General features: G+C 70.6%; 10 protein-coding genes. 2 read left to right on the top strand and 8 right to left on the bottom strand.

Annotated features, from left to right (window positions below; translation table 11 throughout):
* Nucleotides 1-69: 69 nt before the first annotated feature.
* Nucleotides 70-1,206 carry a steroid 3-ketoacyl-CoA thiolase gene (locus OU416_RS31805; RefSeq protein WP_270930756.1) on the top strand — a complete coding sequence of 379 codons (1,137 nt, stop codon included), beginning with the start codon at nucleotides 70-72 and terminating at the stop codon, nucleotides 1,204-1,206.
* A 74-nt stretch (nucleotides 1,207-1,280) separates the two neighbouring features.
* On the opposite strand, the gene OU416_RS31800 is transcribed toward OU416_RS31805, so the two are convergent.
* The 4 genes from OU416_RS31800 to OU416_RS31785 all read right to left on the bottom strand — a co-directional run bounded on the left by OU416_RS31800 (nucleotide 1,281) and on the right by OU416_RS31785 (nucleotide 5,061).
* Nucleotides 1,281-1,925 (bottom strand): formylglycine-generating enzyme family protein, encoded by a 645-nt coding sequence (locus OU416_RS31800; RefSeq protein WP_270930755.1) that lies wholly within the window; start codon nucleotides 1,923-1,925, stop codon nucleotides 1,281-1,283.
* Nucleotides 1,922-2,281: a DUF4180 domain-containing protein gene (locus OU416_RS31795; protein WP_270930754.1), complete on the bottom strand. Its 360-nt coding sequence runs from the start codon at nucleotides 2,279-2,281 to the stop codon at nucleotides 1,922-1,924. Before OU416_RS31795 ends, OU416_RS31800 begins: the two co-directional genes overlap by 4 nt.
* Nucleotides 2,274-2,723, bottom strand: coding sequence for a helix-turn-helix domain-containing protein (locus OU416_RS31790; protein ID WP_270930753.1), 450 nt, complete (start codon nucleotides 2,721-2,723; stop codon nucleotides 2,274-2,276). Before OU416_RS31790 ends, OU416_RS31795 begins: the two co-directional genes overlap by 8 nt.
* A 106-nt stretch (nucleotides 2,724-2,829) precedes the next feature.
* The gene (locus tag OU416_RS31785; protein WP_270930752.1) at nucleotides 2,830-5,061 is read right to left on the bottom strand and encodes a helix-turn-helix domain-containing protein; all 2,232 of its coding nucleotides are present in this window, start codon (nucleotides 5,059-5,061) and stop codon (nucleotides 2,830-2,832) included.
* Between the two features lie 540 nt (nucleotides 5,062-5,601).
* On the opposite strand from OU416_RS31785, the gene OU416_RS31780 reads away from it, so the two are divergent.
* Nucleotides 5,602-6,069 carry a helix-turn-helix transcriptional regulator gene (locus tag OU416_RS31780; RefSeq protein WP_270930751.1) on the top strand — a complete coding sequence of 156 codons (468 nt, stop codon included), beginning with the start codon at nucleotides 5,602-5,604 and terminating at the stop codon, nucleotides 6,067-6,069.
* Nucleotides 6,070-6,200: 131 nt separating this feature from the next.
* On the opposite strand, the gene OU416_RS31775 is transcribed toward OU416_RS31780, so the two are convergent.
* The 4 genes from OU416_RS31775 to OU416_RS31760 all read right to left on the bottom strand — a co-directional run.
* Nucleotides 6,201-6,920 (bottom strand): thioesterase II family protein, encoded by a 720-nt coding sequence (locus tag OU416_RS31775; protein ID WP_270930750.1) that lies wholly within the window; start codon nucleotides 6,918-6,920, stop codon nucleotides 6,201-6,203.
* Nucleotides 6,913-8,070: an acyl-CoA dehydrogenase family protein gene (locus OU416_RS31770; protein ID WP_270930862.1), complete on the bottom strand. Its 1,158-nt coding sequence runs from the start codon at nucleotides 8,068-8,070 to the stop codon at nucleotides 6,913-6,915. The genes OU416_RS31775 and OU416_RS31770 overlap by 8 nt, the downstream gene beginning before the upstream one ends.
* 5 nt (nucleotides 8,071-8,075) lie before the next feature.
* Nucleotides 8,076-11,222 (bottom strand): non-ribosomal peptide synthetase, encoded by a 3,147-nt coding sequence (locus OU416_RS31765; RefSeq protein WP_270930861.1) that lies wholly within the window; start codon nucleotides 11,220-11,222, stop codon nucleotides 8,076-8,078.
* 37 nt (nucleotides 11,223-11,259) lie between these two features.
* Nucleotides 11,260-15,706, bottom strand: a 4,447-nt coding sequence (locus tag OU416_RS31760; protein ID WP_270930749.1) for an amino acid adenylation domain-containing protein, incomplete at its 5' end; no start/stop codon positions are given.

The following is a 15,706-nucleotide window of genomic DNA, read 5'->3' as shown; positions in this document are numbered from 1 at the left end:
GGACACCTTGTCGAGTAAGAGGAACGTGTTCTAGTTTTGATCGACGATGCCGTCCGAAGGGAGTACCAGGTGGGCAACCCGGTGATCGTGGACGCGGTCCGCACCCCGATCGGCAAGCGCCGCGGCCGGCTCTCCGGCCTGCACGCGGCCGAGATCCTCGGCGCGGCCCAACGCGGCCTGCTCGACCGCGCCGGTCTCGACGCCGCCGAAGTCGACCAGGCGATCGGCGGCTGCGTGACCCAGGCCGGCGAGCAGTCGAACAACATCACCCGCACCGCGTGGCTGCACTCCGGCCTGCCGCACCAGGTCGGCTGCACCACCGTCGACGCCCAGTGCGGGTCGGCGCAGCAGGCCACGCACCTGATCGCCGGGCTGATCACCGCCGACGCCGTGCGCGTCGGGATCTCCTGCGGCGTCGAGGCGATGAGCCGGGTGCCGCTGCGCAGCAACCTCGGCGCGGACGTCGGTACGCCAAGGCCGGATTCCTGGGACATCGACCTGCCGAACCAGTACCTGGCGGCCGACCGGATCGCGGCCAACCGCGGCCTGACCCGCGAGGACGTCGACGCCTTCGGCCTGCGCTCCCAGGAACGCGCCAAGACCGCGTGGCGGGAAGGGCGGTTCGACCGCGAGATCGTCCCGGTGCGGGTGCCCGGCGGCGAACCGGTCACCCGCGACGAAGGCCTGCGCGAGACCAGCATGGCGGCCCTCGGCGGCTTGAAACCCGTGCTGGAGAACGGGATGCACACGGCGGGCACGTCCTCGCAGATCTCCGACGGAGCGGCCGCGGTGCTGCTCGCCGACGCCGACCGCGCGGCCGAGCTCGGCCTGCGCCCCCGCGCCCGCATCGTCGCGCAGTGCCTGGTGGGCGGCGAGCCCTACTACCACCTGGACGGGCCGGTGCAGGCCACGCAGCGGGTGCTGGAGCTCAGCGGGATGAAGATCGGCGACATCGACCTGTTCGAGGTCAACGAGGCGTTCGCCTCGGTGGTGCTCTCGTGGGCCGCGGTGCACGAGCCGGACCTGGACCGGGTCAACGTCAACGGCGGCGCGATCGCCCTCGGCCACCCGGTCGGCAGCACCGGAGCGCGCCTGATCACCACGGCCCTGCACGAGCTCGAACGCAGCGACGCCAGCACGGCCCTGATCACCATGTGCGCGGGCGGCGCACTCGCCACCGCGACGATCATCGAACGCCTCCGCTGAGACTGCCGTGAGTGTTTTGGGGCGTCATAGCACCCCAAAACACTCACGGAACCATGGAGACCGAACCCCCACCACTACCCAGCTCGGGCCAGGCGGAACCCGAGGTCCTCCACGCGGAAGGTCGGGTGGCTCTTGCGGCGGCAGGACGCGCGGCAACCGCGGGGCGGGTCGAACGCGCCTCCGCCGCGGAACACCCGGTAAGGGCCGTAACGCCGCGGGTCGTAGCGGTCCCAGCACCACTCCCAGACGTTGCCGATCGTGTCGTGGAAGCCCCACGCGTTCGGCACCCTGGTCGCGACGTCGTGCACGCGTTCGCCGGAGTTGCCGCGGTGCCAGGCGATTTCGTCCAGCTCGCCGTAGCGGACCTCGGCACTTCCCGCCCGGCACGCGTGCTCCCACTCGGCCTCGGACGGCAGGCGGTAGCCATCGGCCGTCCAGTCGCAGAGCACGCCCGCTCCGTCGGGATCGCCGGTCAGCGCGTAGCACGGGCTGAGCCCCGAGTCCCGCGAGAGCCGGTTGCAGAACTCGATCGCGTCGAGCCACGACACCTCGGTCATCGGCGTGCGCGGCGAATCCGGTTGCGCGGCACCGAGAACTTCGTGGTACAGCTCGCGGGTCACCGGATGCGAAGCCAGCTGGAAGGCCTCGACGTCGACCTCCCAGCTGGACTTCGCGCCCTCGTCCCGCAGCTCGATCCGTCCCGCCGGGACCTCGATCACGCGCTCAGGCGGGCGTCGAGCGCGGGCAGGTCGGGCAGGAACCAGACGTGCTTGGCGCGGTTCGACTCGCGGACCAGCGCGCGCAGCGCCGAGCTGGACTCCAGGTGCTCGGAGATGTCGCCGATGATCGCCAGCTTCACGTGGTAGTTGACGAACTTCTGCATCACGTCACCGGCGAAACCGTTGCTCAGCCGGAAGAACCGCGCGTCGATCCGGGAGACGGGCAGCGCGACCAGCTCACCGCCGTAGGACGCGCCGATGAGGTCCAGCGCGTCCTGCACGGTCGCGACCTCCGGCCCGTCGGCGTCGCACACCAGCACCTGCACGCCGGCCCGCTCCTCCATCACGTCAGCCACTTCCAGCCTCCCCTGAGTGCAGTCCGCTTTCGAGCACGGCCTCCAGCAGCCGCAACACCTCGGCGGTGTCCCCGGCGCTGCCGAGCACCACGACCTTCAACCGGTGCCACTCCTCGTCGTAGACGGTTTGAACGCGCAGCGGCTGCGACGCCTCGCGAGCGGAGTTGACCCCGGCCAGCACGAGGGTGCCCAGCCGGTCGGCCGACCTCCGGTCGACACCGTCGACCTGCACGATGCTCGACACCTCCACCGAAGCGGCGCCGGTCATCTCGACCGGCGTCTGCCGCCCGGTGAACGCCTCCAGGTCGGACCGGGAGATCCGGTACTGCTTGCCGATCCGGACCGCGTTGAGCCGCCCGCCGCGGATGTATCCCCGCACCGTGCGCACGTGCAGGCCGAGCAGGTCGGCAACCTGCTCCACCGAGTACATTTCGTCCTTCATCGTTCCCTAACGATACCTCAACAGGGAACGATACGTCATGTTACGCCGGATACATCGATGACAGCCGAGGACCGGGGATCGACGCCCGCCCCGCGTCCTGCCCGGCTCAGGACCGGCGGGCACGCTTGATGTGGTCGAGCAGCGCGTCGGCGGAGAAGGTCTCGCCGCGCCCCCGGAGCGTCACCAGCGCCGTTCGCCAGCAGCGCTCGGCCAGCTCCGCGCGTCCGAGGCTGAAATGCAGGTCTCCGCAGGCCGTGAGCGCGTCGACCTCCCCTTCCCAATCGCCGATATCGCGCAGAATGGGCAAAGCGGTCTCGAAGTTGCCGACGGCCCGGTCCTTGTCCTCGTCGATGCGGCCGAGAGCCACCCACACCAGGGCCTGATCATGTCTGTCATCGACCTGCTCGAACAGATCGAGGGCCTGGTGGAGGAATCCGCGGGCGCTCTCGTGGTCTTCGGCGCCGATCAACACGTACGCCGTTTGCAGCAGGCAGCGCCCCTGACCGTACTGATGCTTCAGCTCCGCGAAGATGTCCATGCCCTTGCGCAGGTGGGAGAGCGCGTCCGCAGAATTACCCTCACCATTTGCCGTGATCCCCAGATTGAGCTGGATCCAACCCTGCCCGGGCACATCATCTATGTCCCGCCGAATCGCGAACGCCTGCTCAAAACAATCGCGTGCGGCGACGAGGTCATTCCGCCGGCGGTGGTAGTCGCCGATGCTGGTCAGAATCCACGCCTTTCCGAAGGGATCGGGATGCTCCCGCAGCGAGCGCAATGCGATGGAATTGGTCGCCCACCAGCACCCCCACGGCTGCCGAACGTGAAAGAAGTCCCACAACGACGCCGCGAACCGCCACACGCCCGGATATCCGTGATCGACGGCATTGCGCAACACGCTGGCGAAGTTGACCACCTCCTGATCGCACCAGTCCAGTGCCTCGAGATAGGTGTCGAAGCGCTCCGCCGGAGTTCGGTCGTCCACCAATTCCGCGTCCGGGCGCATCCGATAAGGCCCGAGGATCGACGTCGCGGTATCGATCGATCCCAGATAGTAGTCCAGCAGCCGGGTGACGGCTTTCTCCCGGACGTCCCGCTCGTCTTCGACGGAAGTTCGCTCCGCGGCGTACAACCGAAGCAGGTCGTGCAGCCGGTACCGGTCGGCCGAGATCTCCCCGACCAGGTGCGATCCGCACAATCGGCGCAACTGCGAACTCACATCGTCCGCGGCGCAATCTGTGAGCGCGGCCACCGCGGTGGTTCCGATGTTGCAGCCCTGGTGCAGCCCGAGAAAGCGGAATGTTCTCGCCTCAGCGGAATTCAGCGCGTCGTAGGACAACCCGAAGACCGCCCGGACCGCCACCGTCGCGTCGTCCTCCTCATTGGCCGACAGGGAGTCCAGCCGGGCGTTCCGCAGCTCCCGGCACAGGGTCGGCACGTCGAGGTGGTCCTGCGTCACCGCGCGCTCCCCCGCGACCTGCAGCGCGAGGGGCCAGCACGAGCACAGATCCGCGAGTTGCGCGGTCGCCTTCGGGTCGTTCTTGGCGCGGTCGCCGATTATCCGGCAGAGCAGCTGAGCTGCCTCGTCGTGGTCCAACGGGCCGAGGCAGAGCCGCTTGGCGCCGTTGCGGATCGACAGGCCGACCAGCTGCCTCCTGCTCGTGATGAGCACCGCGCAGCTGGACGCACCGGGCAGCAGGGGCCTGACCTGCGCGACATCGGCGGCGTTGTCCAGCACCAGGAGAACCCGCTGCCCCTCCAGCACGCTCCGGAAGAGCGCCGCGCGGGCGTCGACCTCGCTCGGGATCTGTTCGCCGGACACACCCAGCGCGCGAAGGAAGTGCTCGAGAATGTCGGTCACGTCCACCGGCGCACGCGAGGAGGTGAAGCCGTGCAGGTCGGTGTAGAGGATGCCGTCCTGGTAGTGGTTCTTGATCGCCGGGCTGGAGGCGCACTGCACGGCGAGCGCCGTCTTGCCCACTCCGGGCGGCCCCTCCACTATTGCTATGCCACTGTTGGACAGCAGTATTTTCGAAATCTCTTCCAGCTGGTTCTTCCTGCCCACGAAATAGGCGCTGCGCGCCGGCAGTTGCGTCGGCCGGGCGATCGGCGCGCGGCGGGAGTTCGATACCAGCGGCAGCAGGACCCCGTCGAGACCCAGCGCATTCTCGCAGGCCCGGGCGAACTCGACCGTCGGCCTCTTCGCCCCGGTCTCGACATGGGAGAGGTGCCCCGGTGAGAACATGATCTGGCGAGCGAACGCACGTAATCCTATATGTGCCGACTCGCGGTACTTCCGCAACGCGATCCCAAAAGCGGTAGGCCGCACGCCATTCACTCACTGCCTCCTGCGACAGATAGCGACCCCCGTATTGTGATCCCCTGGATCGGACGTACGGGAAGGGTCGTTCTGCCATAGGCCTGCAAGCGTGGCAACATACACCAAAAAACGAATCGAGAACGTTCTCAGGAAGATTTTTCCGGCAGTCGGTGACAGCAATTGTACGGCAAGTCGAGCCCACTCCGATCTGAACCGACCGGCCAAACCAGGAAGCACGCCGGAAGCCGCTAACATTCGAGCAGCCGCGCACGTTCCGTCCAAACCCGCCATATCACACCCCCGCCATCGGGTAGGCACCCCAGAAGCACCCACAGGTCCGAACCAAGGCTACCCTAACGCGCAAGTCCGCCCGACCGTCTAGAGTGCTACGCCGAACGGTGGTGTTTTCGCCGTTTGCACACAACGGAAGCGTCCGAGCACCGGTGTTGGGCAACATAATCGGTGCATGACACCAGGACGATGCAGCGCGCCGCGAAAGTGACTCGCCGTTCCCTCCGCTTTGAAATGGAATACCAGAACCAGCACAGGAGCAGAGCCATGTCGACGGCGCACAATGAACGAGCCTTGGCCCACGCGTTGAAGACCATCGACGACTTTCTTGCGCACTTCCAGGTGATGAACGACCTCGCCCGCGAGGCGCGGGACAGGCTGGCGGCCTACCGCGACGTGCCGAAACCGGCCCTTCAAGTCGAGGTCGGGATGCCGGCCCCGCTGCCGCAGTGGGAGAACTCCGTCAAGAATTCAACAAATCGCCCGGACGTCCAGCTGACACAACGCCAGCAGGACGTTCTGGAGCTCCTGGTGCAGGGCGCGACGAACCGGCGCATCGGCCGGGTCCTGCACATCACCGAGCAGACCGTCAAGGCCCACCTGCACATGATCTACCGCAAGCTGGGCGTGGCCGACCGCACTGAAGCCGTGGTCATCGCCATGCGCTTCGCCCTGGTCCCGGACGGCCTGCCGGCCGCTTCCCGGCTGCCGCACGCCCGGGAAACCGTTTCCTGACCGAGCCGACCCGGCATCCGCCAGCGGTCGGACCGCACGAGCGCGTGAGCTGACGTCGGTGTTCTCCGGTGATCCACCGCGCACCGTGGCCGGTGCACCACCGGAGAACGACCGCCGTCCGGGCAGGCAGGTCATCGGGACGCGTTCCCGGTGCGCGGTCGGAGCCGATCACCGACCGCGGCCACCACCCCCTGCCAGTCGTCGTCGACGAAGAAGTGATCTCCCGGGAACGCGACCAGCTCGAACGGGCCCGTGCTGCGGTGCCGCCACGCGTCCAGTTCGCCGAGGTCGACGTCCGGGTCCTCTTCGCCGCCCAGCGCGGTCACCGGGCAGGTCAGCGGTGGCCCCTCGGCGAACTCGTAGGTCTCGGAGGCGGTGAAGTCAGCGCGCAGCACCGGCAGCAGGAGCCTCCGGAACTCGGGGTCGGTGAGCGCGCGCAAGGTGCGCGATCGTTCGCTCAGCGCTTCGAGGAACTCCGCGTCCGGCAGGTGGTGCAGCACCTCCTCCCGCATCGGCAGCTGAGCTGCCCGGTGCCCCGACACCAGCAGGTGCACCGGCTGGACGCCGTGCTCTGCCACCAGCATCCGGGCGCACTCGAAGGCGAGCAGGGCGCCGAGGCTGTGCCCGAACAGCGCGATCGGCCGGTCCGCCAGGCGAGCGAGCCTGTCCCGGGTGTCGGCCAGCAGGTCTTCCCAGCGGTGGCGGGGTGCCTCCCTGATGCGCTCCCCGTGCCCCGGCAGCTGCATCGGGCACACCTCGACGTCCGGTTCGAGCGGACGTCGCCAGCGGACGTAGCTCTGGGCGTTGCCGCCCGCGTACGGGAAGCACAGCAGGCGCAGCCGTTCAGTCACCTGCGCTCACCCCGAGCATGATCGAGGAGATGTTGCGGAGCAGCACGTTCGAGGTCCCCTCGTAGATCTTGCCCGCCTTCGCATCCCGGTAGAGCCGCTCCGCCGGGTAGGCGTCGGTGAACCCGTTGCCGCCCAGGGTTTCCACCGCCACCGAGGCGGCCCGCTCGGCGATCTGGGAGGCGGTGTACTTGGCCATGGCGGCGAACCGCATCCGCTTCACCGCGTCGGTGTCCCGCTGGAACACGTCGACCGACTCGTACAGCAGTGCTCGGGCGGCGGCCAGCTGGCTGGCGGCGTCGGCCAGCGGGAACTGCACGCCCTGGTAGTCGGCGATGCGGCTGCCGAACTGCTCGCGGGACCGGCTGTAGGCGACAGCCAGGTCCAGCGCGCCCTGGGCCAGGCCGACGAGCTGGGCGGCGATGCCCAGGCGCCCCAGGTCCAGCGCGGCCATGGCCACCGTCTGCCCACCGCCCACCGAGCCGATGCGCTGGGCGGCGCGGACCGGGGTGCCGTCGAACACCACGTCCGCGGTGTGCGCGGCCCGCACCCCCATCTGCTCGGCGTGGTCCTCCACGGACAGCCCGGCGGCGTCCGCGGGCACCAGGAACGCGGTCGGGCCGCTGTCTTCCACGAGCGCGAAGGCGAGCAGCAGGTCGGCGTTGCGCGCGTTGCTGGTCCACCGCTTGCGCCCGGTGATCCGGTAGCCGTCCCCGTCCGGCCGGGCGGTGGTGGTCAGAGCGAACGCATCGCTGCCCGCCTGCTCCTCGGACAGCGCGAACGCGCCGACCTTCGCGGTGGCGAGCAGCGGGAGGTACTGCCTGCGCTGGTCACCGGTGGCGTGCCGCAACAAGGTGCCCGCGACGAGCACGTTGTGGACGTCCACTCCGACGGCGACGCCCGGGTCGACCCGCGCGATCTCCTCGATGGCGAGCATCAGCTGGAGCAGGGTGCCACCCGTTCCGCCGTAGCCGCGTGGGATCTCCACCGACATCAGCCCCGCCGCGAACAGCTGCTCGCGCAGCCCCGGGTCCAGCTCGCCGGTCCGGTCCATCCCCGTGGACAGCGGGCTGATCGCCTCCTCGGCGAACCGCCGGACCTGGTCCCGCCACTGCTGGTTCGCCGGGCTGCTGTGGTGCTCCGGTTCGGACATCGCGTTCACCGCGCCTCCCCCGCCGGTACCGGTCGGACCGCGTCCACCGCGCTCGCCAGCTCGGCCACCGTGCGGGCGGCGAGCAGATCGGCCAGTGCCAGGTCGAGCGCGTGCTCGCTGCGCAACCGCGCGGTCAGCCGCATCGCGCCGAGCGAGTGCAGCCCCAGTTCGCCGAGCACGTCGCCCGCGCCGACCCTCGGCAGCTCCAGCACCTCCGACAGCAGCCGGGCCAGCAGCTGCTCGGTCTCCGTTCTCGGGGCGAGGAACTCACCGTCCGGCACGCCGTCCGGTGCAGGCAGGGCGGCGAGGTCCACCTTGCCGCCGGGAGTGGTGGGGATCCGGTCGATCCAGTGCACCGCGACCGGCACCATGTGCTCGGGCAGCCGGGTGCGCACGAAGTCCAGCACCTGATCGGCAGGCCGGGGAGCGCTCGCCGCGTCCGGCTGCTCCGGGACGACGTAGCCCGTGATCCGGTTCGGCCCGCGGACGGCCGCCGTCGCCGCCCGCACGCCGGGCGCCTCGCGCAGCACAGCTTCGATCTCGCCCAGCTCCACGCGGAAACCGCGCACCTTGACCTGGGAATCGGCACGCCCGAGGAAGCGCAACTCGCCTCGGGACGTGCTGGTGGCCAGGTCGCCGGTGCGGTACATCCGGTCGGCACCGGTCCCCGGGTCGGTGCCGAACCGCTGCGCGGTCAGCTCGGCCCGCGCGTGGTACCCGGCGGCGACCGCGGGCCCGGCCACGCACAACTCGCCGGTGGCGCCCACGGGTACCGGGCGGTCGTGCTCGTCGAGCAGGTGCACCCGCTGGTTGGGCAGCGCGCGGCCGATCGGGATCGGCTGGTCGGTGCCGACGTCCTCCGCGCGCACCAGGTGGTAGGTGGAGACCACGGTGGCCTCGGTGACCCCGTAGAGGTTGTACAGCTCGACGCCCCGGCCGGCGAACCGGGCGAACCAGGGCCGCAGGATCACCGGGTCCAGCCGGTCGCCACCGAGGAACACCTTCCGCAGCGCCGGGTCGTCGGGCAGCTCTGCCACCAGGTGCTCGAACAGCGAGGGGGTTTCGCTGAGCACCGTCACCCGCTCCTCGTCGATCAACCGGGCCAGCGCTCGCGGGTCACGTCCGGTCGGCTCCGGGACCACGACCAGCCGGGCGCCGTTGGCCAGCGCACCCCAGATCTCCCAGACCGAGTAGTCGAAGGCGAAGGAGTGCGCGAAGGTCCACACGTCCTCGGCCGCGAAGCCGAATACCTCGCGCCCGGCGGACAGCAGGCTCTGCACGTTGCGGTGGGTGACCGGCACGCCCTTCGGCCGCCCGGTCGAGCCCGAGGTGTACAGCAGGTAGGCCGGGGCGTCGGGATCGGTGGCCGCCCGCGGCCCGTCGGTGACCGGCTGCCCGTCCACCTCGGCCGGGGTGATCACCTGGACGTCGCCGGTGTTGAACGAGGTGTCCGCGTCGGTGAGCACGAGTTCCGCGCCCGAGTCGGCCAGCATGTCGGCCAGCCGTTCCGGCGGGTAGTTCGGGTCCAGCGGAACGTAGGCCGCACCGGCTTTGAACACGCCGATCATGGCGGCCACCAGGTCGGTGGAGCGGGGCAGGCACAGGCCGACCCGCGCCGCGCCCGGGTGCCGGTCGCGCAGTGCGGCGGCGATCCGGTCGGAGCGCTCGTCCAGCTCCCGGTAGGTGACGGTTCGGTCCCCGAAGCTCACGGCGATCGCCTCCGGGCGGGCGAGCGCGTGCCGCCGGAACGTCTCGTGCAAGCACTCGGAAGGCGGCTCGGCGAGCGCGGTGTCCTCCGGTCGTGGTGCGCTGCGGAAGGACAACTCGCCGAGGGTGCGCTCCGGGTGCTCCACGAACTGCGTCAGCACCGAGACGACCTCGTCGGCGAAGCGCTCGGCGACGTCGTCGGCCACCTTCCGGCGGTCGTAGACGACCCGCAGCGGCATGTCCTCGCCCGGCATGATCACCATGGTGATCGGGAAGTGCGGTCTGCCGTCGTAGGACAGCCCGGTCATCTCCGCCCCGACGTCGGCCAGGTCGAAATCCGGCATCGGCACGTTCTCGTAGGAAACGCTGCTCGGCAGCAGCGGAACGCCGGCGTCCATGCCGAGCAGGGCGGGCATCTCCGCCAGCGGCACCTCGCTGTGCTGGCTGGCCTCGATCACGTGCCTGCCGAAGTCCCGCAACCACGAACCCACCACCGCCGTGGGATCCAACCGCCTGCGCAGCGGCAGCGTGGCGATCATCGGGCCCAGGATGTCGTCCGATCCGACCAGGTCGGGCGGCCGGTGCGCCATGGTGATCCCGCAGACGAGATCGTCGCGGCCGAGGAAGCGGCCCAGCACGAGGAACCAGGCTCCCTGCGCCAAGGTGGCCAGCGTGAGCTGCTCCGACCGCGCCAGTGCGTTCAGCCGGGGAGCCAGGTCGGTCAGCAGTCGCTCGAAGTGGGCGTGCGGGGACCGGCCGCGCGGCACGTCGCCGCCGCCCAGGTAGAGCTGCTCGACCGGCTGGTAGCCGGCCAGTTCCCGGCGCCAGAACTCCCGCGCCGCCGTGCTGTCCCGCTGCCGCCACCAGGACAGGTAGTCGCGGTAGGGCTGGCCCGGTGCGGCCGACGGCTGCCCACCGGAGCACAGCGAGCGGTAGTTGTCGATGAAGTCCTGGATGGCCAGGGTGAACGACCAGCCGTCCATCAGCAGGTGCGAGAAGCGCCAGGAGAACGTCCAGCGGTCTTCGGCACGCCGGATCAGCGTGCTGCGCATCAACGGCACGTCGGTCAGGTCGAACCCGGCCGCCCGCTCGGCTTCCAGCGAGGCCGTCAGCCGCTCCTCCTGCTCCGGCTCGCCGAGATCGCGCCAGTCCAGGGTTTCCAGCGGCAGCGTGGCCGTCGCGTGCACGACCTGCATGGCGGTGCCGTTCTTGCGCCAGTGGAAGGAGCTGCGCACGATCGGGTGCCGGTCCACGACCAGCTGCCAGGCCCGCTCGAAGTGCTCGGGGTGCATCGTCCCGGAGAACTCCAGCCGCAGCTGTTCCACGTAGACGCCGATTCCCGGCTGGGCGAGCTGTTCGTAGAGCATGCCCTGCTGGATCGGTGAGAGTTCGTAGATGTCCGCGATATCGCGGGCGGGTCGCTTGGTGGTGCCGTTGTCCTTCATCACAGCCCTGTTCCGCCTCTGTCGCAGGTCGTTCGGTTCACCGCAGGTCATCGAGGAATTCGTCCAGCTCGCCCTGGGACAGCTGGGCCAGCGGGAAGTCGGACGGTTCGTAGGAACCCGCCGCCATGCCCCGGCAGTGCTCGGTGATCTCCGCGAGCACCGCGTCGAATGCCGACGCCAGCCCGGCGAGCTCGTCGTCGGTGGCGGATTCACCCAGCTGCCAGCGGATCCGGAGGGCACCGTCGACCACGGCCGATCCGAGCTGACCGGCCAGGTCGTCCTGCCAGCCCACGAGGCCCGCCACACCGGTGAAGTCCTCGGGCGCGGCGAGCACGCCCGCCACGCGCTCCCAGGTCACCAGTTCCCGGACCGCGACCGCCGCTGCCCGGACCGGCTCCGCTCGCCGGGCCCGCAGCCGGCTCTTCACCGAGGGCAGGAACTGGTCCGGCCCCGCGTCGGCTGCCGCCGGGTCCACGGTCACCAGTTCGGTCACCCGGCCCACCAGTCGTCCGGCCGGTTCCTCGCTGCCCGCCAGATCCGACCGCAGCGACCGTTCCACCAGCAGTTGCGGGGGCTCGGCGAGCACCCGGCCCAGCGCGGCGGACGCGGCCGCCACCAGCACCTCGGCCGGATCCAGGTGGTACCCGCCCGCGGCCGCGGTGAACAGGTCCGCGGTGCGCGCGGCGTCCAGCTCCGTCGTGTGCTCCCGGGGCAGCGCTCGCGGCACGCCGGGCGGGTCGGCGAGCCCTGCCGGGTGCACGAGTTCCCGGTGCAGACCCCGGTTCCACGCCTGCAACGAGCCCGCCCCCGATTCCCAGACCACCGGCTGGCCGTCCGCGAGCCGCTGGTAGGCGTGGGCCAGTTCGCCGCACAGCAGGAGCAGCGAGGCGTCGTCGATCAGCCCCTGGGCCGCGGTGCAGGCCAGCGCGCTGCCCCGGTCGCCCAGCCGGAACACCGCGAGCTTGACCGTCGGCCCGGCCGCGACGTCCAGTTCATCGGCCATCTCGCCGACCATCTGCGGAACCGCTTCGGCCCGCACGTCCTCCGGCAGGCCGCCGAGGTCGATCTCCGGCACCTCGGGGTCGGGGACCTGGTCGGAGCGCACCGCGATCCGCTGCCCGTCCTCTTCGCGCACCCGGGACCGCAGTGCCGGATGACGGTCCAGCAGTGCGCGCAGCGCCCGCCCGGCCAGCACCGGGTCGAACTCGTCCGGCACCGCCAGCAGCACCGAACCGACCTGGCCGCGGGCCAGTGCCTGGTGCGCGGTGAGCGGGACGGCCGAACTCGCGTTCCCGGCGTCGGCTTCTGCCGGTACCGCGCGCGCCAGTTCCAGGAAGGTGGTGCTCTCGAACAGGCTCTGCGGCGTGATCGGGATGCCCTCGGCGTTGGCCCTGCCGACGAACTGCACGCCCATGATGGAGTCGCCGCCGAGTTCGAAGAAGTTGTCCTGCGGGCCGGGCTGGTCCACGCCGAGCAGGTCGGCCGCCAGCACCAGCAGCGTGCGCAGCGGCCCGGTGAGCTCCGCCGCCTCCGCCGTCTCGCCGCTGCCCGCGCGCAACGGTTCCGGCAGCGCGGACCGGTCCACCTTTCCGTTGCTGCTCAACGGCATCTCGTCGATGAGCACGAGGTCGGCCGGGATCATGTAGGAGGGCAGCGCGGCACCGAGGTGCTCCCGCAACCGGTCGGCGAACCCCGGTTCCTCCCGCGCGGCCGGGGTGGCGGGCACGACGTGGGCGACCAGCCGTTGCTGCGTGCGCGGCCCCAGCGCCGAGGCCACGGCGCTGGCGACCTCCGGGTGCTGCGCCAGCGCGTGCTCGATCTCACCCAGTTCGATGCGGTAGCCGCCGATCTTGACCTGGAAGTCGTCGCGGCCGAGGAATTCGATGGTGCCGTCGGGAAGGTACCGGCCCAGGTCGCCGGTGCGGTACAGCCGCTCCCCCGTCTCCGGGTGCGCGATGAACGATTCGGCCGTGCGCTGCTCGTCGTTCCAGTACCCCTCGGCCAGGCCCGCCCCCGCGATGTGGAGGTGGCCCGGGACCCACACCGGAGCGTGCCGCATCCGGTCGTTGAGGACGTGGAAGCGCTGGTTGCGCAGCGGATGTCCGTACGGGATGGACGGCCAGTCGGCCGCGACCGCGCCGATCGGGTAGGCGATCGACCACACCGCGGCCTCGGTGGCGCCGCCGAGGCTGATCACCTCGGTCGAGGGCACCACGGCACGCAGCCGGTCCGGCAGGGACAGCGGAATCCAGTCCCCGCTGAGCATGGTCAGCCGCAGCGCGGAGAGCGTGCTCGCACCGCCGTCGGACTCGAGGTGCTCGACCATCATCTGCATCAGCGCGGGCACCGAGTTCCACACCGTCACCCCGTGGCGGCGGCACAGCTCGGCCCAGCGGGCCGGGTTGCGGCGGTCCGCCGCCTCGGGCAGGACGATGGCCCCGCCCGCGGCGAGGATCCCGAACACGTCGAACACCGAGAGGTCGAAGTTCAGCGCGGACAGGCCCAGCACCCGGTCGGTCGAGTCGATGCGGAACCGCTGCTCGACGTCCACCAGGGTGTTCAGCGCCGCCTGGTGGCTGACCGCCACGCCCTTGGGCGTTCCGGTGGAGCCCGACGTGTAGATGACGTAGGCGGTGTCCTCCGGTTCGGCGGGGCAGGTCCACCCCGCGACGTCCGCCGAGGCCCATTCGACGTCCTCGTCCACCGGTATCACCTGCGGCGCGTTCGGCCAGTGATCCGCCGCCCCTGGTTCGGCCAGGACGCAGCCGATACCCGCCTGCTCGACCAGCCAGCGGCGGCGGGCCTCCGGGAGATCCGGGTCCAGCGGCACGTAGGTGCCGCCCGCGGCGGAGACCGCCAGCGCGGCCACGACCTGCCGCCAGCCCTTGGGCAGCCCGACACCGACCACGCTCCCCCGGCCGAACCCGGCCTCGGTCAGCGACCGGGCCAGTGCCACGGCACGACCGGTGAGTTCGGCGAAGCCGAGCGTGCGGTCCTCGGCGATCACCGCGGGTTCGCTGGAGCCGCCGCGGGCCAGCACCCGCGCGGGCAGCACGTCGCTCGGCAGTTCGCCGTCCGTGGCGTTGGCGGCGGCCCTGGCCTCCAGCTGCCAAGCGGGCAGGTCCAGCACCGGCGGCCGGTGCCAGTTGTCGGCATCGGCCAGCCCGGCCACGAAGTCCTGGTACGCCTGGAACATCTCGGCCATCAGCCCGTCCGGGAAGAGCCCGTCGACGGCGTGCCAGGCCAGCTCCAGGTTGCCCTCGAACTCCAGCAGGAAGTGGTCGATGGTCACCTGCGGGGTCTGGGAGATGAAGTAGGTCTGCTCGCCCAGCCAGTCCACTGGGGACGGTGCGGGCTTGCCGTCCACATCGCTGCCGAGCGCACTGGTGAACACGACCGGCATCACGTCCCCGGCGCCGCCGCGGGCCCTGGCCCGCTCGCGCAGGATGCGCACCCCGCTGACGTAGCGGTGCTCGAAGTCGGCCCAGCTCTGCCGCTGCAGCTCCCGCACCAGTTCGCCGAAGCTGCCCGCCGATACCGCGTCCACCTCCAGCAGGTCGAAGGAGGCGAACTCGCCGACCAGGTCCTCGACTTCTTCGTGCACCGGCAACCGGTTCACCGCCGTGAAGTTCAGGGTGAACCGCTGCGTCTTGCTCCAGGTGGCGATCGTGACGGCGAACGCGGCGAGCATCGCGCTGGAGGCGGTCACGCCGAACTCCCCCGCCTTCTCCTTGATCCGGCCCCAGGTCTCGGCGTCCAGCCTGGCGTGCCTGCGCACGAACTCCAGCCGTTGGCCATCGCCGCTGCCCTGCGCCGCGGGCAGTTCCGGTGCCGGCGGCAGCTCGCGCACCCGCTCGCGCCAGTACTCCAGCGCGCGTTCGTAGCGCGGGGTCTGCCGCAGCTCCTCCTCGGCGAGCACGTAGTCGCGGAAGGACAGCTCCAGCGGCGCGGGATCCAGGTCCGGCTCGTGGTAGAACTCCCGCCACTGCGGCAGGATCTGGTAGAAGAACGAGGACACGTCCGCGACCAGCAGGTCGAAGCTGATGTGCACCCGGACGACGCGCTCGGCCAGCAGGCTGATCCTGATCTCCCACAGCGGCCAGGTGTCGGCGCGCCGCACCTCAGCGCCCATCCGGTCGCGGATCTCGGCGAGCTCCCGCTCGGCCGCCGCCGCCTCCGCGTCGCGCAGGTCGAGCACCTCGAACCGGTAGGGCGTCACCTCCGGCAGGATCCGCTGCCTGCCGTCGGGGAGCACGACCATGCGGAGCACGTCGTGCCGCTGCACCACTCGCCGCCAGGCGCGCTCCAGCCGGGCCACGTCGATGGTGCGGCTGTCGAACTCGAAGTACAGGTGCGGAGCGACCCCGCCCATGTCGAAGCTGGACAGCCTGCCGATCCACTGCGCCTGCTGCATCTCGGTGAGCGGGAACGGCTCGAACCGGTCCTCGGGTCGCGGGACGACGACCGGCAGCCGGGCGTCGTGC

It is taken from the genome of Saccharopolyspora indica (assembly GCF_027853965.1).
Lineage (GTDB): Bacteria > Actinomycetota > Actinomycetes > Mycobacteriales > Pseudonocardiaceae > Saccharopolyspora > Saccharopolyspora indica.
Note: the sequence above shows the minus strand (reverse complement) of the source record. Positions and strands in the feature narration are given on the sequence as shown.